The sequence below is a fragment of the Paenibacillus sp. Y951 genome, from assembly GCF_056786395.1.
Genome location: NZ_JBXCIY010000008.1, coordinates 1 through 23,648, shown reverse-complemented (window position 1 = coordinate 23,648; position 23,648 = coordinate 1). Strand labels below are relative to the sequence as shown.

The window sequence follows — 23,648 nt, the reverse complement described above, 5'->3', positions numbered from 1 at the left end:
ACAGCAAAACAAGCTAGCCTACGCTCATTCTCATGACGTATAGGCTAGCTCGTTTTTGTAATGTAACAGGTCAGTAAATATGAAGAGACGAATTTACTTCAATAACTGGAAGACTTTCGCGCCATGTGCTGGGATCGCAAACGACTTAGCATCTTTAGCGACGATCGTAGTAATCTCCCATGCTTCGATTACTTGTGAATAGCTCGACCAATCGTTCATATGTACACCAAGTTCAGTAGTAAGCTCTTCCTCACCAATATTGAAAATAGCGACGTAGCGAGAACCATTAGCGCCTTCTGCTGTCCAGACGATACAATTGCTCGTACGAGAGTACAGGCGAGCGTTTGCAGAGTGTTGATTCATCTCTATAATATGTTTGTTCGTAATCAAATTCAAAGTCCACTCATCATTATCACGAAGCTCCCCGCCAAAGAATAACGGAGAACGGAAAATACCCCATAGTGACATCATCGTAACTTGCTCATCCTTCGTAAAGCGAGTCCATCTGTCTGCACCGCCACCATCAACGGAGCGTATGCCAATATGCCCTAGTGGAAGCATATCGCAATCAGGCCAGTTGCCGTTGCCAGACTTACCTTGCCATTTCTCGCAACGATCGAACATATCAAGCAGTAAAGACCAGTGATCCCAGAAGTCATCCGTCATGCGCCACATATTGGCGTGCGTAGATAGGAAGCCCGCATGCTCTAGTGGTGCTGGGCCAGGAGAAAGACTTAGAATCATTGGTCTCTCACAATGCTGAATTGCATTCTGAATAAGTTCGATTTCAGGAAGATGAATATCATAAAGACGTGATGCTGCGATATCATCAACTTTAATAAAGTCTACGCCCCAACTAGCATATAGCTCCAGCAAAGAGTTGTAATATTGCTGAGCACCTTCTTGAGTAGCATCGACACCGTACATATCTGTATTCCATGGACAAATAGAATTAGCAGAAGCGATTTGTCTAGCGGTAGCAGTTGACCCTTTAATCGCTGTATTCTGATGTACGGCTTGGCGCGGAATACCACGCATAATATGAATTCCGAATTTCAAGCCAAGACCGTGTACATAATCAGCCAAAGGCTTGAAGCCTTGTCCATTAGCTGCTGATGGGAAACGGTTAACTGCGGGAATGAGACGAGAAAACTCATCCATTTCTAGTGGCACGAACTGTCTATAGGCGGAAGAAACCGCGCCTGGTTCACTCCATTGGATGTCGACAACGATTGTATCCCATCCAGATGATAATAAATGCTCAGCCATATACTCAGCATTTCCGCGAATTTCAGCCTCAGTGACTGCTGCTCCATAACAATCCCAGCTATTCCAGCCCATAGGTGGAGTAGGGGAGAAAAGACGATGATCCATTCGATATCCCTCCGATAAGTTGCTCAATATGAATTAATGAATAATACATTATTGATCTAATCTTAATCGGAATGGGAGCTTATGAATACGATAAATTAGATAATTCAATAGCACAATATTGCAGAAGTATTACTGGACATCTTTAATGAAAAGTTGTGCTGAATGCCCTACTTAAATTTCGTTGTAAATTAAGTGGGGGGAGGTTCACTTGAAATAAAACTTATCATACTGTAGCTGATGCTTTGTTGAACGAAATGAAGCGGGAGTTTGACCGATTAATTTGCGGAAGACTCTAATATAGTAGCTTGCCGAAGAATAGCCGACTTCCTGTGCGATATATTCTAGAGAATGAGTAGTGGACAATAGCAATGTTAGTGAGTTTTCAATCTTCTTTCTATTCAAGTAATCGTTCGGCGTGACACCCATATATTTCGTAAATGTTCGGATGAATTGATACTTGGATAAGCCAAGCTGATTAGCAAGCTCCTCTTGCCCGATCATATTCTGATAATGCTGATCGATATATTGTACTGCCGCAGTAATCGAAGCTGGTAGTTGCTTTGGAATGGGAGACGACTCCGCATACTTTCTAAGTTCAATAACAAAGGAATATACATAAGCAGAGGCGACATATTCATCAGTAATAAAGCCTGAGTGAGCTGCTGAGATAATCTCCTCTAATATTTGAATCGGTTTACTATTAGGAGGTAAAGTAGGCGTGCGTCCAAGAAATTGTACAATCTCGTTCCAAAATGGCAGAATTGTATGCGGTCGGATGAGAATAAAGTAGAAATGCCAGTCCTCTTGCTGTGGATCATAGTAGTAGCAATGATCACTAGGAATTTCGGTTAGAAAAGCTTGATGCGACTGGATTTTTAACGATTGTTGGCCAATATCTAAATGACCGTTACCTTCAAGTGTATATTGGAACAGTAGCAACGGGCCGTCCTGACGCTCTAACCCATGCCAGCGATATTGTTCATGCGTAATATTAATATTATCATGACCAACGGCAAAGAGATGACAGAGTGGTAGATGAATATTCGCATAGTTATTGAAGCGAAATCCATACGTTTCATAAGGTAAATTCGTAGGCATGACAATACTCCCTTCAAGTGGCACCAGTCGTTACTATGAAAGAATGGTTAATTACAATGTTAATTTTAATTATCCCTATCGTAAATATCGTGATGATGTTTGTATGGGCATTTGGTGGGGGAAATCCTTCTAAAGCCAATTATTTTAAGGCAGCATTAATATGGGCGGCAATTATTACTATCCTCTATGTTGTTGTATTTGTATTGATATTAGGTTCCTTAGGTCTTGCCTTATCTTAAATTAATTAAGTCTTCGGAACGATGTTCAGATAAGAAATTACGTAACAATGGTAACAAACAAGGCAACGACCTCTTTTATGGAGATCGTTGCCTTGTTGGCTTGCAGTTATTGTTCTATCTGCTTAATGATTCTCGCAGGATTTCCACCAACGACAACATTATCGGGTACATCCTTAGTTACAACTGATCCTGAAGCGACGACTACATTGTTGCCGATTGTAACTCCAGGGTTAATAACAGATCTTCCACCAATCCAGACGTTATGACCAATTGATACAGCCTTACCATATTCCGCACCTGTAATTCTAAGCTTTGGATTAAGTGGGTGAGTAGCTGTATAGATATGAACTCCTGGTGCGATAAAGCAGTTATCACCAATACGGATTTCACATACATCCAAAAATACGCAATCGAAGTTAGCGTAGAAGTTTTCGCCAATATGAATATTGTATCCATAATCACAACGGATAGTTGGTTCTATGTACAAAGATTCTCCAGTGGAACCAAATAGTTCTTTCAGTAGTTCTGTTCGCAATTGTCCTTCGCTTTCAAGCGATTGATTGAATAATCGAGTTAGTCTGCGTGAATGATCTCTATCTAGTAGCAATTCGGGATCAGAAGCAAGATACAGCTCACCATTTATCATTTTTTCTTTTTCAGTTTTCATGACAACCTCCGTATTTATCTCAATCAGTTTATCTTGTTCATCATAACATATTCGTTCACGCCATCAAGTTAATACGAGATATCCTTATTAATGTCTGCGTATTGAATAACCTCTAGAAGAATCTTTTTGAATACACTTGATAAATTAGGGGCATATGTATTAGAATGATTAATAATAGTTAAATACTTTGAAGAGGAACAGTAAGATTTTCTGAACACTCAGAGAGCTGTTGGTAGGTGCGAAACAGCTGTAAAGAACTTCTGAACTAGCCTTGGAGTTGCTCACTGAACTTGTAGTATGTAGGTGAAGCCGGAGCCTAACCGTTATCAATAGGAGGATATATGACGTCATGTCATAATCCGCTAAGAGCATACCAACAGGTATGAATTGGAGTGGTACCGCGTAAGATGACAAGTCTTTCGTCTCTATTTTTGGAGATGGAAGACTTTTTTGTGTTTTTATAATCTAATTCAAGAATGAACGGTTAGGAACAAATTAGAGAAAAAGGATGGTTATTACGATGAAAAATTACGATAAGTATACTAAAGGTTATTTCATGCCACCTGTGTCGAGCTTGAAATGGACGCAAAAAGAATACATTACTGAAGCACCTACATGGTGTAGCGTTGATCTAAGAGATGGTAACCAAGCACTAATCGTTCCTATGAATTTAGAAGAAAAACTTGAATATTTCAAATTACTAGTAAAAATTGGGTTTAAAGAAATTGAAGTAGGTTTCCCAGCAGCATCAGAAACTGAGTTTACATTTTTACGAACACTAATTGAGCAAAACTTGATCCCTGATGATGTAACCATTCAAGTGTTAACACAAGCGAGAGAGCATATTATTAGAAAGACATTTGAATCTTTGAAGGGTGCTCCAAGAGCAGTTGTACATTTGTACAATTCAACTTCTGTTGCTCAGCGGGAGCAAGTATTCAGAAAAACAAAAGAAGAGATTATTAATATTGCAGTAACAGGTGCCGAGCTGCTGAAAACATGTGCAGCAGAAACGGAAGGTAACTTCCAGTTCCAATACTCACCTGAAAGCTTTACAGGTACTGAGATCGAGTTTGCACTAGATATTTGCAATGCGGTGCTTGATGTATGGCAACCGACGGCAGACAATAAAGTAATTATGAACTTGCCTGTTACGGTATCAATGTCAATGCCTCACGTCTATGCAAGTCAAATTGAGTACATGAGCGAAAATATGAAATATCGTGAAAATGTCATTATATCACTGCATCCACATAATGATCGTGGAACTGGAGTTGCCGATACTGAGCTTGCACTTCTTGCTGGTGGACAACGCGTGGAAGGAACATTATTCGGTAATGGGGAAAGAACGGGTAATGTGGATATCATTACGCTTGCATTGAACTTGTATTCTCATGGTGTTGATCCTCAATTGAACTTTGAAAATCTTCCGGAAATTCGTACAGTGTACGAAAGATTAACGAAGATGACAGTTAATGAACGACATCCGTATGCAGGCGAGCTTGTATTTACTGCATTTTCTGGTTCTCACCAAGATGCCATTGCAAAAGGGATGAAATGGCGTGAAGAAGAAGATCGCCAATATTGGTCAGTTCCTTACTTGCCGATTGATCCACTAGATATTGGTAGACAATATGAAGGTGATATTATTCGCATTAACAGCCAATCTGGTAAAGGTGGTATTGGCTACTTATTGCAACAAAATTATGGGTTAGACCTTCCGCAGAAAATGCGTGAAAACTTCGGCTACAAGGTTAAAGATATATCCGATCGCTTGAACAAAGAAATTATGCCAGAAGAAATATATAACATTTTCAAAGAGGAATATGTAAATATTAAAGCGCCAATTGAATTTGTGAATTATCATTTCTCCAAATCTGATGATTTCCAAACGGTTGTACAAGTGATTAAAAACAGCGAAACATTGGAGCTAACAGGTACTGGCGATGGTCGACTTGATGCGATTAGTAATGCATTGCAAACAAATCTAGGTATAAGCTTCTCTAATCTCACTTACAAAGAGCATGCGCTAGATGTTGGATCTAAGTCTCAAGCGGTTTCCTATATTGGAATTACAGCAGCGGACGGAACGATATATTGGGGCTGTGGCATTCATGTTGACATTATGACTTCATCAGTGAAGGCATTAGTAAGTGCAGTCAATAAAATGATCGGCTAATAGTAATAAATAAGCAGGATGACATTGTCATCCTGCTTATTTATTGTACGCCATGCATGGCGTACAATAACGATGTAAGTTGGTTCGGAAAACTTAATAATTTCACTAAATTTGTTAGTTACTTGAAATTGTTCCCGATTCATACTAGTGAGATCGAGCGTTTGTATATACTTCCGGAAAAAAAATTATTCCTACATCTTAATTTAAGGTGTGGGAATTTCTACTTTTGTTATAATTAAATAAATAATGATGTATGTGATAGGAGATCATATGGACGATATTCAGCGAGTATTGATGAATTATATCAGCACTGCTAAGCAAGCAACATTATGGCTGGAACAATTGGAGCAATTATTTGAGGGAGAACGAATCGAATATGGGCAATTTGCTGAAGTCATACTTAATATGGAGAAAGCAACAATATTAAGCGAAATACGATCAGCAGGAAGAACGACGCGGACGCCTAGTCTGGCTTATCGTTACCGCATCCATAATCAAAAGATCAAGATGAACTTTCAACAACGACTACATAAGCTGCGTCTTCAGCTGCATCCACAAATTTCGCTTGAACGTTATTTTTCATTAGGCGAAGCCATTTTTGATATAGATGCCCCTTATATCGAATTAGTTAATCAATATTTGCAGGCAAACGATTTACCAGATCGAATCGTAGCTGCACCAGAGAGAAGCTACGCATTGGTTGGTGACGAGAAGTGGATCACAGAGAAAAGTGGTAGATTACTGCTGCTTCGTATAGGTTTGTGGGATAAGCTACTTATTACAGCAGAATATGATCCGCTGATGATGGCTGTTAATCCAACGCTTCTAAATGATCCGTTAAGCACAGAGCCTTGTCTCCATCTAATTGTAGAGAATAAGACCACCTTTCAAGCGCTTCTACCGAATCTTTCAGAAACGGTTTTTCAAACATTAATATACGGTTGCGGCAACAAAATTGTAGGGAATATCGAGATGTTTCCGAAGCAGTTCCCAATATCCGGGCGAAAGCATACCTTTTATTATTTCGGTGATATTGATCATAAAGGAATACAAATATGGAATGACCTTTCGACTAGAATAGAGGTCATACCGGCGCTCCCTTTCTATCATGCATGTGTACAGAAAAATTCGGCAAAGGGTAAGGAGTACCAGCGAAAGGATGAACCAGCGCTGCGGAAATTTCTAGCCTATTTCTTAGAAGAGGATCGAATTAAAATGGAGCATAGTCTAGCGACGGACCGCTATTATCCACAGGAGATATTATCGACGCAGGAGTTATTGACGATATGGGGGGACATGTCTTGGAGAGAATTGAAGCATTAGAGCTAGAACAAACGCTGTTAGGTTTTCATGAAAGGCTCGAAAAGGTTGCGCTCTTTGATCCTTTATTTGAGCTCCAACGCAAGAAACAGAGTGATAAAGCTGGTCGTAGTATTGAAATGATGGAGCTTGGCTTGTTGACGTTGTTATTTTTCTTCGAACAGAAGCTTATCCGTAATCAAAGAGCAGGAACGCAGGATTTGGCTATCTTTTTGCAGTCCGTTACGGGGGGACGATTTCAACTCGAAGTGGAAGATTATGAGGAGCTTGCCCGTTCCATTATCCAAGTATTTCGTCCAGCATCGGGAAAAAAACGCTCCTTCCATTTCTATAACTGGCAAACCAGAAAAGAAGAAGCTGTATATACGTCTATATTGCGAACCTGTGCTTTCGATTCCAAGACGAATAAGCAATACTATACGCTTGATGAGGACGGCTTGGAGCTTGTGTTTGCTACGAAGGAGTTTTATTCGGAATTTCAACTGTCTATTCATCAGCTCGTCTTACGTAAGCAGCTGGAAAAAGGAGAATTTCAAGGCGCACTACGTCAAATTAATGAGATGCGTGTTGATGTTGAATCGTTGCAGGAACGAATGGTAAAGCTGGCCCATGAAATAAAGCGAAGTATCGTTTCAGAAGAAACATTGAAAAAATATGGCGGCTTGTTGGGTGACATCTATATTAGACTGCAAAGGGAACATGAAGAGTTCGAGGAGCTGCGAGAATTCGTTAAGGAAACGAGAGAACGCATTTATTCAGATACATTACAGGATAAGCAGCATCAAGCCTATGCCTATATATTGCGTATTTCCGCTGAACTAGAGAAGGTACATGGTGAGCATACGCAGCTGCTGCAAAAGAGTATGCAATTGAAGACTGGTGCACTCCATGCAGCAAAGGAATCGTTATACTATACCGGGATGGACTCTTTCAATTTTGATCAAGATATTGGAAATCTCTTATTTGGTTCTCCACTTCCACTAGAATCGCTACGCTCTGTTCTATCCCCGTTTATGGGTATAGAGCAAATGACAGGCTGGTCACCACTTACTGTATTTGCCGAGCAGAACGTTATGCGCGATGGTGAAGAGGATCGTCGTGATGATGGATTTATTGAGCCTGATGAGGCGGTGGCTACAGATGTATTTGTACGGCGAAGGGGTCAGTTATTTACTAGCATAATGAAAGATTTGATCGAAATGCTGCTAGCTTCAGATCAGCATCATGAGCTTAGATTGTCGGCATTTATCAAGATGTATAAGGAAGAGGAATCAAAGCAGAGAATGCTGGAGCTGCGTAGCTTCTATGACTTTTGGATTATTCTTCATCAACGGAGTCCGATCAATGCAAGAGCGGTCCATGGAGAAGAATCCTCCAAGCTGAACGGAATGGAAGAGGCGCTCGAATTACTTGGCGTTAAAACTCTTATCATAGAAGAAGAAAGTAAAATCATTCAAGTAAGCGAACGATTTATTATTCAAGAGATGAGGATAGCATGGGGAGGGGCGACCAATGATTTATAATAACGAGGTTGTGCTGCGGGCATTTCGAATTTATGCGGAAATGTCTCGTAATGGCGTTATTGGACGGGAAGGGCTACAGCAGTATTTAGCAGATGATGAGGTGAGGGGGTTAATTGATCAATTCGCAAGAGAGGTCGATTGCTTAACGCTATCCGCAGGCGATCAACTGCATCTTATCCCACTTGTACGTTTGTCTCCTTTTCATGTTTCCAATGACTATCTGAAGAAGACGTATTTGCGCGGACAAGCTGTAAATGCTGATCTCTATCTCATGTATGTGGCGATGATCTGTTTCATAGGTGCTTTCTACGATAGCTATCAAAGTATGGAGCCTACAAGGGATTTTATATTGCTTGACGATTGGCTTGAGCTGGTACAAGAGCGGATTGATGGTCTCAAGGAGCATGATCCAGAGCAGTTAAAACGATATGAAAAAGAGTTTTCCTACAATTGGACTGCTATCGTGGAAAAATGGGATGCCATGGATGATATTAAAGAATCAGCAAAGCGACAAAGTGGGAACACGATAAGCCGTTTGAGCTTTATCGATACGGTTAGACGATTTCTAGTAGAGCAAGGCCTAGCCGAGCAGATTGGTGAGGGTGAGCTTTCTTTAACGGAAAAATCAAAAATAATCGTGCAGCGGTACTTTATGGAGCTAGAGTACAATAGAGGTATTTTACAGTTTCTATATAGGTTTGAAGAAGACAAGAATGAGGTTGAGAAGCAGAAGGAGGATCATAGCGATGCCAACAATATCTAAAATAAGGTTTACCCATGTCATCTATGAAGGTGGAAATAAGCGATATAACGATGAGACGTTTATTTTTGATGGGCATAACGGGGCGATCGTTTTGGAAAATGGAGGCGGGAAAACTGTCTTTATTCAGACAGCAATACAGGCGGTTCTTCCTCATGCCGATCTAGCAGGGCGAAAGGTAAAGGATACGCTAACGCTGGATAACGGTCCTGCTCATATCGCGATTGAATGGATATTAGCCGATAAGCCAAGACGGAAATATGCGCTTACTTGTGTCAGTTTATTTCAAAGTGGAACAGGTATCGACTCCTACCGCTATGTGTATGAATATGGTGAGCATGATGGCAATGGATTGGATCATCTCCCTTTCGTTAGGAAAAATGCGGATAAAAATCGTGCGGCGGATAAAGGTGAAATGCAGGATTATTATTCTTCGATGGAACAGCGTTATCCCCTTCATGCGAAAAATTTTTCAACGATTAAAGAGTACAAGGCTTATTTGGAGCAGCAATTCCAGATTATTGCAGGCGAGTGGGAAGCTATTGCCAAAATAAACGATACGGAAGGTGGAATTGAAGGCTTTTTCGATGAATGCAAGACGACAACTCAATTGTTCGATCGTCTGCTAATCCCGACTGTAGAGCGCTCCATTGAAGGCTATGAGCAAGGTTCCTTTGCTAAAATGTTCGAGGATCATCGCGAAGGCTTTGAGAAATATAAGCAGTTGAAGGAACAAATTGAAGAGAATCAAAATATATTGCAGGAGCTGGGCGGTTATGTGCGCTTGTTTGAGCAGCTAGATCGACTGGAAAAGGAGTATCATATTGTCCGAAGCGATGCGAAAGCGTATTGGGAACTGACGATAGCTCAGCAGAAAGAACTTCTAACAGAGCAAACTCATTTGATCATGCAGCAAGCAGATTGGAATGAACGCAATGAACTTTTATTGCGGAAGCAAAAATCTTTACAGCTTATGCAAGAACAACAGGAGAAAGAGGTAATTGAGACAAAGCTGGGGCTCGTTGACGAGGATCGCGAACGGATGGATGAGGAATTACGGCAGATCAGTAGAAATTATTATTCGCTTCAATACGCGGAAAGCCGTAATAAGTTAAAGCTTACTCAATCGAAAATGGGACAGCTCCGCAATCAGCTTTCGGGGCTTGCTTATTCGCAGGATGAGGCAGATCTCGAACAACGCTGGAAACAGAATGGGAAGAGGCTACGTTATTTGTTTACTGTGAAAGAACAGCGATTGACTGGGCGCATGTTGGAGCAGCAAGTTTTACTGGAAAAAACGACGAGTCAAATAAAATCAGTAAAGACAGATCTCGCTTCTATAGAACGAGATCAAGTTGGGAAGGACAAGCAGCTTGCTGCAAAAGAAGCCGAAAAACGGTTGAAGCTGGAGCAACAGGAACAGATTGCTCGCGCTATCCTTACCAATCCGCAACTAGAGAAAGTGGAGCAGCAAATGCCGTTATGGTTACAGGAAGAGCAACGGCTTGAGCAAAGTAAAATTGACTTGCAGCAGGAAATCAAACGGCTAGATGTGGAATATGAGCATAAGGAGCAGCGTAAGGGAGTTATTGTTGAAGAACGATTAGAGGTTAGGAGCCAACTTGCAAGACTTGAAGAGCGAATGAAACACCAGCAAACTGAGCAGGATGAAGTAAAGGCGGAGCTAGCAAGCATGCGTCGTTCATGGGAAGGGATCAGCTCTCTCTATGACAAACAGGCTTCAATTAGTGAGCATATGAATGAAGCGCTGGAACGTCTGCAGCAGCAAAAAAGCAAGCTACTAATGACGGAAAGATTAGCTTATCGTTATGTCGATGATCATGGAGAACAGGACGTTTATTTTGCAGACGCTTCTATAGCTAAGTTATGTGTGCAATGGAGTCACCAATTCAGCTTACTGCAGCTAGGTACGCACTATAAGAACGATGTAGCATCCGTCAGTACACAGACGGCGCATATGGATCAGCTGTGGGCAGTAACCTTGATTACGACCGAGCATGAGAAGGATGCTTTAAGAAACAAACTTGGACAAATGAAGGATGGATATTCCTATCCGATTCGTATTTTAAGTACGCAAGAAGCATCAGATGCACTGCAGAATGAAGAGAATGGTCTTTACGATGTTAAAAGTTGGGTAGTTCCAGCATATTGGCATAGTAACGAGCAGACAGATCAGTTTGAGCAATGGAAGGCTACCCTTCTAGAGCAGGCAGAGCAGGTAAGGCATGAACGAGAAGTTACGGAGGCAGAGATTGCAAAATGGCAATCCGCACAGCAGAACTGGAATCAATTCCTATTGCGCTTTCCATTATATGTTCAGCAGAAACTGGAGAGTAATCGGCTATTGATGCTAGGTAAAGTGAGCGAGCTCGAGCGCGAGCTTGAGCGACTCGATTATGAGTTGTCGGTTAATCGGATCGCTCTGGAAAGCCGCAGAAAAGCGGTGGAGGATATGGCATCACATATTTACCAATTAGGTCTGTGGCTACAGGATGGTCGTAAATATATGAGTTTAGCAGGCGAGGTTGCTAAGCTTGAGCTAGAGAATGGTTCTATTCATGAACAAATCGAGCTTTTGCAGAAGCAGAAATTGCGCAGGGAAGCTGGATTGAGAAGTATAGAAGCGACCATGAAGCATCAACAGCAGGGAGTTACAGATACTGGTAACGATTTACTGATGATGAAGCATGACGAGCGTTACATAGAGCTACTGAACTATGAAGCTGAGCAGAACGATGGGGATGTAACAGAATTAAAGGAAGAGAGAAAAACGCTGGAACAACAAAGGAATCGGATTTTTCAGGAACGTACGCAGCTTGAAGAAAGTCTTGCTCGAGAGCTCGACAGTGAAAGCGATCACTCACAGGCGCTGGCACAACTGCAAAAGGAGCATTCTGACATTGTAACCGATATGCCACTTCCGCTTGAAGTAGAGGAGAGAAAAGCAGCATTATGGGCAGATATTGGACAAATGAAAGAGCAATTATCTCGTGTAGGGGCTGAGTACAAAAGAACGGAGGAAGAGTTCCTGCGTAAGCAGGGTGTAATCATGCAGTTACTTCACCAATTTACTGAACAATATTCAGGTCAAAAGCCAGATGTATTTCATGGATCGCAACATGCGGTGAAAGAGCGATTGGTCGAGGAAGAGTCGGAACTGCGTAGCAAGCAGTTAGAGTTAAAGAAGCAGCAAGCTTATATAGCCGAGCAATTGAAGCAATTCGACGGTATCATCGGCTTGTGGAATAAACATTTACTTGTGCATGCTTTGGAGGATATCAGGCTGACATCGGCTACGATTAGTGAAGAGAGTCAGTCTGAATTCAGATATAAACGGAAAGATTTCGTTGAAAGTTATATAGAGCAATTGAACGGTAATTACGAGAAGTTATCCGCCGAGAAAAAACTAGTACAAAAGGGACGACAACGTCTGAAGGAGTTTTTCGAAAGCCAGGTTAAGGATATTAAGTTGAGACAGATGACGTTGCAAGGGATCGAATCCAAAGAAAGCTATGCAGAAATTTCAGAATTTCAAAAATCACTGGAGCAGCGCATTCAAATGGCGATTCACTTGATGGAACAAACACTACAAACGGAGGATCAGCAGCTCCAGCAATATATTCAACATATTCATGCCCGTTTAAAGCTAATCGTCCAAGAACTAAAGGAAATACCCAAAAAGACGAGGGTCAAGACAGACGATGGCTGGAAGGAAATCTATAGTTTTTCTATTCCGCAATGGGAGGAACAGGACGGCAAAGAACGAATTCGTAAGCATATTGACTGGATTATGACTAGGCTTGATCATCATGCTGCTACGCAGGAGCAGGACAATTGGCAAGAACAGCAAACATTTATAAGTAAGCAATTAGAAAAATGGCTTGATGCGAAGCAGCTTATTCAGATTGTGATGATGGGGGAAGGAATGAAGGTTACTTGTCGTAAAGTGGGCAATGATCAGCAGGTAAGTAGAGTATCCTATTCTTGGGAGCAATCGAACCGTTGGTCCGGGGGAGAGAAATGGAGTAAAAATATGACGTTGTTCCTTGGACTACTGAATTATGTTGCAGAACGCAAGCAATATATTCAAGCAAAAATGCAACGGCATCGAACAGTTATTCTGGATAATCCATTTGGAAAAGCATCAAGCGAGCATGTGTTGAGTCCTGTATTTTTCATTGCAGAACAGCTCGGATTTCAGATTGTCGCTTTAACCGCACATGTGGAAGGGAAGTTTATACAGGATTACTTTCCGATTGTATATAGCTGTCGCTTACGTCATACGGTTGATCCCACCAAGCAAGTTATTGAAGCTACTCAGCAAATACAAACAGCCTACTTCCAAGACAATGATCCTGAAACGCTTGATAGGTTAGGCAGTAGAGTTGATCAATTGGAGTTGTTCTGATGAAGGTTGTTCAAAAAGCAGACTTTGATAACGATGATTATGCTAACGTAGATTAATCGACATCGAATATGAAGAGAACTTGGCTTGCGAAAGCCTGCTTTTTGAACTTTTATTGGAATAGGTAGTTATGATCAAAATCAGGTAGCAACAGCAGCCTTTTCGAGAGTATAATATGACTATAATAATTTTTGATGAACAGGGTGAATAGTATGCTTAGGATGATAAGTAAAAGTATTCGTGATTTTCGGAGATCGTATCCCAAGCTACTAATTTTCGAATATATATATATGCTGCTTACGAGCGTCATCGTCATTCCAATTATTTCTTTTATTTTCAATCGAATATTAAAGGTTGTTGGTTCGGGCTCGTTGCTGAACGACGAGGTCTACTTGCTCGGACTTACCTTTGAAGGTGTTTTTGGACTAATTATTATAGGGCTGGTCGCTTCCTTTGCGCTATTTATTGAACTATGTGTACTCATTATATTGGTTCAGCAACGCTACTTTGGTAAAGATATAGCGATTTTAGATGCATTGCTAACTACATTGCGCCAGACACCAAGGCTATTAGGCTTCGGTATTTTTCAGTTATTTATAATATTGCTTGTCCTTATTCCATTTATTAATTCGCCATTATCGGCATCGTTTTATAAATTATTTAACGTTTCTATATTTCTGCAAAACCAAGTGTTGGATATTTCTTATACGATGATTTTTGTGTATGTATTAATACTTATCGCTGCATTATACATGGTGCTGCGTGGAATCTTTGTGCTACATTTTATCATATTAGAAGGCTACACGATTGTCGAGGCCATTCGTAATAGCTTGGCATTGACACGAGGGAAGCGGGTACAGATTTTTCTATGGCTATTTTTAATTAATAGTTTAGTGCTGGGCACAGGCTTTGTCGTCATTTCTTCACTATCTTACTTACCGTCATGGCTAGATATTAATGTGCTTAAAATATTCACGAATCATTATTCTTTGACGCTATCGACGATATTGACGTATATGTTTGCATTGCTGCTTATGCCGGTTAATATTATTTTTCTAACGAGGATATTCTACTATTTTGGTCGTCAGAAGGGGATGAAGCTACGGAATACGCTAACGATATTTCAAAGTCGGTTTGGAAATTTCGAGCGTCGTATTACAGCTTATTTGCAGAAAAGAGAACGGACGCGGACGTTGTATGCAACTACAGCCGTTATTTATATAGGACTAGCAATATTCGTTGGATTTAAGGCGAATGATAGTCTTGTTTATGCGAAATGGAATGTGCTTATATCAGCACATCGGGGCGATGTAGAAAGCGCACCAGAAAATTCGCTTCCGTCGATTGTGACAGCTATTGAGAAAGGGATCCAATCGGTGGAGCTGGACGTCCAATTGACAAAGGACGGAGTAGTTGTCTTACATCATGATTACAATTTGGAACGGCTCGCTGGAGTATCGGCAAGAGTATCCGATCTTACTTATGAAGAGCTTAGTAGGCTCACGATTGGGATCGATGTGAACAAAGAACCGGTTCATATTGCGATGTTAAGTGAAGCGTTAAAGGAAGCGAAAGATCAGATTAAGCTATTAATCGATCTAAAGCCATATGGAGCAGGCGATGAGCTTGCGCGGGAAGTTGTCAAGCTTGTGAAAACGTTCGAGATGGAGGAAGACGTTTATATTCAGTCATTTGACAGTTATACACTGCACCAAATTCGCGAAAGTGCACCAGAGATTAAGATTGGTCAAATTCTTTATTTTGCGCTCGGTGACTTATCGGCATTAGATATTGATTTCTATACGATTGAGCAGACGATGCTAACGAAGGAACTCGTAAAGCGGGCACATGCCTCTGGACGTGAAATATGGGTTTGGACGGTAAATAGTAAACAGAATATGAAGGAAGTATTGAAGTTCGACGTCGATGGCATCATTACCGATCATCCAGTGCTCGCCCAGTCGATGGTGGAGATTGATTTGTAGATATGTATGTTTGTAGAATGATGTAGAAGCTGTTATTTGTGAAATTTAGGATAGAATGGAATTCTAGCGGATATAGGAGTCGTCAATAGTGAAAAAGCCAATCCTTAAAGGCGCCTAAGCACCTTTAAAGATTAGCTTTCATATTGTAGCTGTTACACTGCAGTTTATAATTTCATATCTTTTAAAGATTAGTCAATTAAGCCTACTTCCTTTAAATATTCCTTTGCAACATCATCTGCTCGCATAGCATCATTATCTACTTTTGCATTCAATATTTGCATGGCTTCTTCATCGATTTGATTTTCTAGCAGTGCCAGCACTTCATTGAGTTCGGGGTATTTTTCCAATGCATCTTTTCTAATAATCGGAAGAGCATGGTATGGTGGAAAGTAAGACTTATCATCTTCAAGTACTCTCAGATCATATATTTGAAGCTGTCCATCCGTTGAGTATGAATTAATGACATCCACATCTCCTGATTGGAACGAACGGTACATCATGCCGTGATCCATTCCTTTAACTTCCTTGAATTCAATTCCGTATTCCTCCTGAAAGCCTGGGAATCCATCGGGACGATCCAAAAACTCAAACACAGCACCAAATGTAAACGTATCTGAAATACTGACGAAATCACTAAACGTCTTTATATTATGCTCTTCAGCAACGGACTCAGCTATAGCTAATGTATAAGTGTTATTAAAGCCAAACGCGTTAAATGCGGTTAAACCATCTTGATCAATCAATCTTTTGGTACTCTCTAATGTTTCCTCTGCAGTCCCGGTAGGCTCTTGATAGTAGTTAGCGACGATTGTGCCAGAATAATCAGGAATCAATTGAATCTCATCCTTGAGAACAGCATTCCAAAGTACGTTGGAGCCTCCTAAATTATCTTTATTAATGACTTTAATGTCCGTTTTGGCTGAAATTAACTGTCCCATAATGTTCGCAAGTATGATGCTTTCAGTATTATTTCTTGAACCGACAGTTAGTGACCTTTCATCTCCACTCGAACATGCAGCAAGCGTAACAACAAGTACAATGGATATCATTAAAGTAATAATCTTATAATTTTTCAATTTTATTTTTCCCCCTTAATTTTTAAACCTCGCGGTGTTGTCCAACGTTCAAGAGCACTAAGTAAAATCTCTAGTATAATTGCTAAAATAGCAGCAGGTATTGCTCCGAGTAGTACAAGAGCATCTAATCCCCGCGTAATCCCTAGAAATATAAAGTCACCTAATCCTCCAGAGCCGATAAAAGCAGCAAGCGTAGCCGTACCGACATTAATGACAGCAGCGGTACGAATACCTGCCATGATCACTGAAAGAGACAATGGCAATTCTACTCTGAATAGAACCTGTCTACTCGTAAGCCCCATACCTTTAGCTGCCTCAATTGTGGATTTATCCACGTCTTTAATTCCTGTATATGTGTTACGAATAATCGGCAGCAATGAATATAAAAACAATGCAGCGATTGCCGTTTTAATTCCAATTCCAAATATCGGGATCATAAACCCTAGCATTGCCAAGCTTGGAATCGTCTGAAGCATACCAGCTCCACCCAAGACTAAAGTTGCTAATTTAGGAACACGTGTGACGAGTATACCTAAGGGAATCCCAACGCATATAGCAAGTACCATAGATATTAGTACAAGCTCTATATGTGTAAACGTAGCAGCAATCAAATCTTGCCAACGCATTTCAAATTGCTGAACAAGCTGTGCCCATAGTGATAAATCTCTCATGATTGACCCTCCATTTCTATCCATTGACTAGATAATGCGGAGAGTAGTGTTCCTCTTGTAACAACGCCTATTACTTTGTTCTCATCATTAACGACGGTAACAATACCCAATTTTGCCTCCGACATGGCGATGATCGCATCTTTAGCACTTGCTGAATCGGTCAAATAAGGCTCTGGGGAAACCATAATTTCCTCAACCGTTTTAATATGACCAATTTGCGCCATAAGATCATTAGCCGATATGATTCCCATAAGTACATCATCATCATCTGCAACGATTAATGTGTTCGTGCGATGTTGTCGCATATGAGCAAGGGCTCTCTCTGGTGAACGATTAGGAAGCGTTTTCGTAACCTTATCTGCGATCACATCAGTAATCGGCATAAGCTCCGGATTTTGGATCATCCGATGCTTCCCAATGAATTCCTCTACAAACCCATAAGCGGGTTCGTGTAATATTTTCTCAGGTGTATCTAACTGAAGTAAATCTCCGTCTCTCATGATCGCGATTCGATCGCCCAATTTCAGAGCTTCATCCATATCATGCGTAACAAAAATAATTGTTTTTTGAAGCTTCTTCTGTAAAGAAAGTAATTCTTGCTGAAGCTGATCTCTTGTGATTGGATCTAGTGCACCGAACGGTTCATCCATTAGAATGATATCTGGGTCAGCAGCAAGTGCCCTTGCTACACCTACACGCTGTTGTTGTCCTCCAGAGAGCTCTGAAGGATAGCGATTGGCGTAAATTTCTGGGGCAAGTCCTACCATTTTTAGCAAAGCGTTTACTCTCTCATTAATTTTGTCCTTACTCCACCCTTTTAGCTCGGGAACAATTGCGATGTTTTTGGCAATCGTATAATGCGGAAATAGTCCAATCTGTTGAATGACATAACCGATATTACGACGAAGCTCTGCCTTATTTAGCTTCGTAATATCCTTTCCATCGATAGAGATACTTCCACTCGTATGAGGAACCAATCGATTAATCATTTTCATCGTTGTTGACTTTCCACAGCCACTTGGCCCGATGAGTACAAGAATTTCCCCCTTAGGAATTTCAAAGCTGATGGACTTCACCGCTTCAAATCCATCAGTGTAAACTTTACTTACATTGTCAAACTTAAGCATGTAATCCTCCTAAAAACTTTTTTGTTACTTCTTTGAATATGCTCCTCAACAAACAACAAAGTTCACTGCGAAAGCATAAGCTAATTATTTCTCGTGAAAATAAAAAAACCATTCTTCGTATTCACCTCTGTTGAAACCAATTAAACAATAGGTCCAATACTAGGTGTCTGAAAAATGATTATATTTATAATTATACATATTAATGTTTAAATTTGCAAAGAGCTAATAGAGATACATACTGTCATATACACCATCCATCCATGCTGTTAGCAAGGAAATCACCTGTATAGCTAGAGTTCCTGCCTTATCCCTCTGTATCCTCTCATTTGATACGAAATGAGGAATTGTATTATTATGCAAAAAGAGATCTTAGCAGATTGTAATTGATTGGCGAATGGACTGAATCAGCAAGAAAAAAGCTTATCTATGGGTTTTGTGCTGTAAGACTAGCTTTTACATGCTTAAGCTGGGCAACGATAATGACACTAATGATTACAAGTAGGAACCACGAGCTAATCTTACTGAAACTAACGATTTGCCACGATTGGTGCTGATCAGGGTATTTCCAAGCACCTAAAAACGTAGCTACATTTTCAGCTAACCAAATAAAGAATCCTACAATGATAAATGCGACGGTTAAAGGCATTCGATAAGTCATTCCTCGTACGTGATAGATAATCCATGTTTTCCAGAAAACTATGAATACAAGTGCAGTTAACCACCAACGAAAGTCGGGAATGAAATGATGCGTGAAAAAGTTGAAATAAATCGCCCCGCCAAGTAGCGCCGCAGACGTAAGTCCTGGCCAGCCTGTCATATCCATTCGCAGTCTACGCCATATCTGGCACATAAAACTAGCAACACTTGCATACATAAATCCGCTGTAGAGTGGGACACCAAATATTTTCGAATATCCAGGCTCAGGGTACGACCATGACCCCATCCATACCTTATATAATTCTAGTGCTAAGCCAATAATGTGAAAAACACAGATGACAGTGATTTCATCGAGCGTCTCTAACCTACTGCGGTACATTAGGTATTGAAGAAGCAACAATACAATGAGAATAGCATCGTAACGATGAAGGAGAGGTATTGGTATTCCGCTAGACAAAGCTAAAGTTCCAAATATAGCAACAGGAAAGATACAGCTCATCGCCTGATGATAGCCAAAATGAAGTAGTTGGATGATTGGTTTCAATTCGTTACTCACCTTCTTGTGTTCTTATTATTGTTAATGTAGATTCAATTACACTTTTCTCTCTTCATTAATAATGTAGTTTCTAGCTAACTAAATAACGAAACAGAGACTGAAAATGTTACAAAACCTCCAGAGTAGCGAGAGATTCTCGCTACTCTGGAGGTTTCTTCAAAACATAAATATTATATACACATTTAAATACTATGTAGTAGCTAATAAAACAAGCGTAACGATTAATGGAGCATCGTTACGCTTGTTTTCGTTCCCTTACAAAAACTTTCTAGTTGTCTTTCCATTGACGCAACTAAACACCATCATCTTACTTTCAACCATCGTTTGTAGATGAACGTTTCTGCCCCATAAGCTTTGCACATGTGGGAGCGTACGCTCTACATACTTCAGATCAAGCTCATTGCCCTCGTATTGATGCTCAAGGTATAGCTCGCCATTGCTGTTATAGTCACCATCGACGACATGCAGACTTGGAAAACCACCGTTAACCTTGGAGAACACAAGCTGGTCTCGAATATGCTCCCAAGACTTATCTGTGATTTTCCACTCGGGCCCTTTTTTCTCGAAAATGTATAAATCGAGCTCATCGACTAAATTTTTCGTTAAGTAATTACGTAAGAAAGATTGATCTGAATCGAGTTCCCGAACCTCGAAAATCTTCTCGCGCCCTTTGCCAGGTACACGTCCAAAGCGACGCTGCTCCTCCTCAGTAGGTTTATCCCAACGTTTTTCTATGTCTTCTAATATTTTCAGACCTAAGTAATAGGGAATAAGGCTGTTCTTCGATGGCACAACGACAGAAGAATTGAGCTTAGCAAATTCAATCGTTTCTTCACTGGTGAGATCCATCTCACGAATGATGCGTTGATGCCAATAGGAAGCCCAGCCTTCGTATAGCTAAGGGGAGGAGAAGGAAAGTGAATAAACAAATTGTAGCAAAGTGAAAAATATAGTAAGATATTGGTATAAGAATAGATTAGGGTGATAAAATATGAAAATTAAACGAATACACCTAAAAAATGTAAGGATTTTTGAAGATTCAAAATTTTTATTTTATAATGATCAGCAAAAAGATAACGTTAAGGTTTTACTTGGAGAGAATGGCACGGGAAAATCTTCAATTTTGAAGTCTGTTGTTTATGTACTGTCAGCATTAAACTCACAATATCGCGGACAATGGTTTGCAGAGAACGATTTATTTGATGGTCAAGATGAACATAGTGTTATTATTGATTTTATTTTAAATGATAAGGAGGTTCAGGAACTTTTCTTAGAAAAATCGAGAGAAGTATTAAAAGGTCAAAACAGTCTGGAGATTAGATTAGGAATAAAATATAAATCAAATGATCAAAAGTACTATTATGATTGGGATACAGAGTACTTAAATGAAAAAGGGTTAGACAGTTCGTTATTGAAATTATTTTTAGATGGATTTAAATCAAAAGAATACAGCGGATCAATAGTATTATATTTTGACGCCTTTAGATACTATCCAGATTTAAAATTAGAAGGCCCTAATACTTCGCTTATTTCAGAAGATTCAAAAGAATATAGTCTTTCAGAATCCATTGTAAAGCAAAAAGTTAAAGATACAGGTCAAGAAACATTACAATTAAATAATAGATATCTACATATAAAACAATGGATTCTAAATTTAGATTTCAAGAGACTGAAGAGTTCTGATCCAACAATTGATAACATTTTTAATTATATTATCGAATGTTTTGATATTTTATATCGACCTTATAGTTTTGATAAAATTACAGATAACGGAGAAATATTGTTCCGTAATAATAAAAGACTGATAAATCTTGACTTTCTAAGTGACGGATTCAAAAACATTTTTATTATTCTGGGGGATATTCTCTTTAGATTACATAATTCTGATCCAAATAATCCAGAGTTCTATAAAAATGAAGCGATCATTCTAATTGATGAGATTGATTGTCATTTACATCCAAAATGGCAAGTGAACGTGATTCCTTATTTTAAATCAATGTTTCCGAATTGTCAGTTTATCATTACTACACATTCTCCGTATATTACGAATCATCTTAATGAAGATGAGATATTAAAGTTAAGCGAGGTTTAAGTCATGACTATTGCAGTTTGTGAAGAACCAAAACTTAACATAAATACATTTATTGAGCATTCTGAAGATTATTTTGGCATAATTCTTCCTGACTTGTCCTATATTAGAGATATATATCTCTTGAAAGGTGTTGGTAAGGAGATGGAAAATCCGATGATGTATGATACGATAGTTAATTTTATTGAGGAAAAGTTAGAAATATACCATACAAAATGGTCGGAAATATATTACACGAAGTCCTTAGTTAAAGCCTCAACAATTAAAGATCTTAATGGAGAATCTGCATTTCCAGATATTAAAGAAGAAGGTTGGTTTGTATTTATTAATCCTCATAGACAATTGAATTGGGGTCACAAATGTGATTATAGATTTATTAATCAAATTGGATCTCAAATAGATCAAAAGATTTTAACGTGGTTCCCATGTAATCTGAATGAAATGAAACTATATGAGAAACGGTGATATCTTTGTTAAAACAAGCATTATTATTTGCTGGATGTAGAGTACAATCCCCTATTAATTCATGTTACAAGAATGATCTGAAATTCATGAATCAAGTATTAACGAAGAAAGGATTTAACATCGACATTCTATTCGAAGGTGGAACAACAATAGATTGTCCTGATGAAAATGTCACAATTCCCACTCGAATTTGCAGTGAGCAAAATTTAGTTGATTTCCTGAATTCTTATTCAAATTCATTAAATGAAGACGATTTATTATTGGTCATGGTTTCAAATCATGGAGAAACTAACTGTATAAACCTTTGGGGTGTAGAAGAAAAAATAACAAAAGAGTCGTTGGAGTTCTCTTTATCAAGGATAAAAGCGAAGAAAATTGTGGTTTTTGGACAGTGCTTTGGAGGAAATTTTTTAGATATGAATATAGGAGACTCTATAATCATTAGTGCAAATAAAAAAGATCATTTAAGTGTAGTACGAGAAGAATTCGATCATTCTGAGTTCTTATATCACTTTATTTCATTTTTAAACGGTGCATATCCAGATGGGAAAGTAATTAATAACCTTCCAGAACATTGTGTCATTGATGCTTATAAATATGCAAAAGAAAATAATTATTATTTTATGAACTTATTTCCTTATAAAATTGAAGATAACGGATCATTTTTTGATGCTAGTTTTAATGAAATTGCACAAATACAAGATAATTCAAACGGTCAATCAAGTTATAGTGAAATTTAGATGAAAAACTCGGTAAAAGGTAAGGTTCCCTATAGGGCGAGTTACCTTAAACCGAGTTTTTTGTATTACTATTTACATCAAAGTTATCAACTTTCCACACATGGAAATATGTTTTTTGAGAAAAATTCATTGTCTTTCATTAAAATAAAGGATAAATACCGCTATTACAGCCTACACTCCCAAAATATAAAAAATGCAGTTTTTTATATTTTTACGACAAAGAAAATATAAAGATAGGTTGAAAAGATGTTCTTTACCGAAGTAATAGTGCCTCTCATTATGACCCTCTCATTTTTTTGGAAATACTGGACAATAGAAAAAGGAATCTGAAATTGCAAGTTCTTTTATGATGAATTGATGACGCTAGTGTTCATTGTCACGTTTTGAACGTTTCTTAACCTCGTTCTTTTTTGTTATTGGAGATATTTGGAACAAACACTGCTTTTTTGATGAGATGAATCAGGATTCGCTGAGTGCGAAACAATCCATTATCCTTAAAGGAGAAGCCAGTGAAGGAAATTTGCGTTAACAGCCCAAGCTTGTAAATGTCAACATAAGAATGTATACTTTCGCTTGTTTAATAATGTGCAAAATCACTTGTCTTCTTTCACAAAGTGATCCTTCAAACGGTAAGATTCGCCTACAATCGTGACGACCGTTGCATGATGTAAAATGCGATCTAAGATGGCATTCGCT

At 39.2% G+C, this 23,648-nt stretch carries 18 protein-coding genes, 1 pseudogene and 1 other annotated feature; of the genes and pseudogenes, 10 read left to right on the top strand and 9 right to left on the bottom strand.

Annotated features, from left to right (window positions below; genetic code table 11):
- Nucleotides 1-93: 93 nt before the first annotated feature.
- Together AC1TPB_RS13125 and AC1TPB_RS13120 are read right to left on the bottom strand one after the other, a co-directional pair.
- The gene (locus AC1TPB_RS13125; protein ID WP_482076917.1) at nt 94-1,374 is read right to left on the bottom strand and encodes a glycoside hydrolase family 27 protein; all 1,281 of its coding nucleotides are present in this window, start codon (nt 1,372-1,374) and stop codon (nt 94-96) included.
- A gap of 204 nt (nt 1,375-1,578) precedes the next feature.
- Nucleotides 1,579-2,472, bottom strand: a complete 894-nt coding sequence (locus AC1TPB_RS13120; protein ID WP_482076916.1) for a helix-turn-helix transcriptional regulator — start codon at nt 2,470-2,472, stop codon at nt 1,579-1,581.
- A 17-nt stretch (nt 2,473-2,489) separates the two neighbouring features.
- On the opposite strand from AC1TPB_RS13120, the gene AC1TPB_RS13115 reads away from it, so the two are divergent.
- The gene (locus tag AC1TPB_RS13115; protein ID WP_482076915.1) at nt 2,490-2,711 is read left to right on the top strand and encodes a hypothetical protein; all 222 of its coding nucleotides are present in this window, start codon (nt 2,490-2,492) and stop codon (nt 2,709-2,711) included.
- Between the two features lie 106 nt (nt 2,712-2,817).
- Here AC1TPB_RS13115 and AC1TPB_RS13110 read toward each other — a convergent pair whose 3' ends face one another.
- Entirely contained in the window at nt 2,818-3,378 is a 561-nt protein-coding gene (locus AC1TPB_RS13110; RefSeq protein WP_482076914.1) for a maltose acetyltransferase domain-containing protein, read from the bottom strand.
- A 178-nt stretch (nt 3,379-3,556) separates the two neighbouring features.
- Nucleotides 3,557-3,808, top strand: a binding site (T-box leader).
- A gap of 90 nt (nt 3,809-3,898) precedes the next feature.
- Here AC1TPB_RS13110 and AC1TPB_RS13105 point away from each other — a divergent pair.
- The 6 genes from AC1TPB_RS13105 (at nt 3,899) to AC1TPB_RS13080 (ending at nt 15,571) form a co-directional block, all read left to right on the top strand.
- Nucleotides 3,899-5,557 (top strand): 2-isopropylmalate synthase, encoded by a 1,659-nt coding sequence (locus AC1TPB_RS13105; RefSeq protein ID WP_482076913.1) that lies wholly within the window; start codon nt 3,899-3,901, stop codon nt 5,555-5,557.
- Nucleotides 5,558-5,827: 270 nt separating this feature from the next.
- The gene (locus AC1TPB_RS13100; RefSeq protein ID WP_482076912.1) at nt 5,828-6,880 is read left to right on the top strand and encodes a Wadjet anti-phage system protein JetD domain-containing protein; all 1,053 of its coding nucleotides are present in this window, start codon (nt 5,828-5,830) and stop codon (nt 6,878-6,880) included.
- Nucleotides 6,859-8,400 (top strand): replicative DNA helicase, encoded by a 1,542-nt coding sequence (locus AC1TPB_RS13095; RefSeq protein WP_482076911.1) that lies wholly within the window; start codon nt 6,859-6,861, stop codon nt 8,398-8,400. The genes AC1TPB_RS13100 and AC1TPB_RS13095 overlap by 22 nt, the downstream gene beginning before the upstream one ends.
- Complete coding sequence (locus AC1TPB_RS13090; protein WP_482076910.1) at nt 8,390-9,163, top strand: DUF6063 family protein; 774 nt, start codon at nt 8,390-8,392, stop codon at nt 9,161-9,163. Before AC1TPB_RS13095 ends, AC1TPB_RS13090 begins: the two co-directional genes overlap by 11 nt.
- Entirely contained in the window at nt 9,147-13,589 is a 4,443-nt protein-coding gene (locus AC1TPB_RS13085) for a coiled-coil domain-containing protein (RefSeq protein ID WP_482076909.1), read from the top strand. Before AC1TPB_RS13090 ends, AC1TPB_RS13085 begins: the two co-directional genes overlap by 17 nt.
- Nucleotides 13,590-13,798: 209 nt before the next feature.
- Nucleotides 13,799-15,571 (top strand): glycerophosphodiester phosphodiesterase family protein, encoded by a 1,773-nt coding sequence (locus AC1TPB_RS13080; RefSeq protein WP_482076908.1) that lies wholly within the window; start codon nt 13,799-13,801, stop codon nt 15,569-15,571.
- A 188-nt stretch (nt 15,572-15,759) separates the two neighbouring features.
- On the opposite strand, the gene AC1TPB_RS13075 is transcribed toward AC1TPB_RS13080, so the two are convergent.
- The 5 genes and pseudogenes from AC1TPB_RS13075 to AC1TPB_RS13055 all read right to left on the bottom strand — a co-directional run.
- Nucleotides 15,760-16,647: a glycine betaine ABC transporter substrate-binding protein gene (locus tag AC1TPB_RS13075; protein ID WP_482076907.1), complete on the bottom strand. Its 888-nt coding sequence runs from the start codon at nt 16,645-16,647 to the stop codon at nt 15,760-15,762.
- A gap of 2 nt (nt 16,648-16,649) precedes the next feature.
- The gene (locus AC1TPB_RS13070; RefSeq protein WP_482064353.1) at nt 16,650-17,318 is read right to left on the bottom strand and encodes an ABC transporter permease; all 669 of its coding nucleotides are present in this window, start codon (nt 17,316-17,318) and stop codon (nt 16,650-16,652) included.
- A complete protein-coding gene (locus tag AC1TPB_RS13065; RefSeq protein WP_482076906.1) occupies nt 17,315-18,445 on the bottom strand; it encodes a betaine/proline/choline family ABC transporter ATP-binding protein in 1,131 nt (376 codons plus the stop codon). Before AC1TPB_RS13065 ends, AC1TPB_RS13070 begins: the two co-directional genes overlap by 4 nt.
- Before the next feature lie 424 nt (nt 18,446-18,869).
- A complete protein-coding gene (locus tag AC1TPB_RS13060) occupies nt 18,870-19,646 on the bottom strand; it encodes a DUF817 domain-containing protein (RefSeq protein ID WP_482076905.1) in 777 nt (258 codons plus the stop codon).
- A gap of 267 nt (nt 19,647-19,913) precedes the next feature.
- Nucleotides 19,914-20,549: pseudogene (locus tag AC1TPB_RS13055) on the bottom strand (SpoVR family protein); the annotation flags it as partial.
- Nucleotides 20,550-20,649: 100 nt separating this feature from the next.
- On the opposite strand from AC1TPB_RS13055, the gene AC1TPB_RS13050 reads away from it, so the two are divergent.
- From AC1TPB_RS13050 to AC1TPB_RS13040, 3 genes are all read left to right on the top strand, one after another.
- Entirely contained in the window at nt 20,650-21,750 is a 1,101-nt protein-coding gene (locus tag AC1TPB_RS13050) for an AAA family ATPase (RefSeq protein ID WP_482076904.1), read from the top strand.
- A 93-nt stretch (nt 21,751-21,843) separates the two neighbouring features.
- A complete protein-coding gene (locus AC1TPB_RS13045; protein ID WP_482076903.1) occupies nt 21,844-22,212 on the top strand; it encodes a hypothetical protein in 369 nt (122 codons plus the stop codon).
- 86 nt (nt 22,213-22,298) lie between these two features.
- Entirely contained in the window at nt 22,299-22,952 is a 654-nt protein-coding gene (locus AC1TPB_RS13040) for a hypothetical protein (protein WP_482076902.1), read from the top strand.
- Between the two features lie 593 nt (nt 22,953-23,545).
- Here the strand turns inward: AC1TPB_RS13040 and AC1TPB_RS13035 are convergent.
- On the bottom strand, nt 23,546-23,648 hold a 103-nt coding region (locus AC1TPB_RS13035), incomplete at its 5' end, for an ATP-binding protein (protein WP_482077062.1).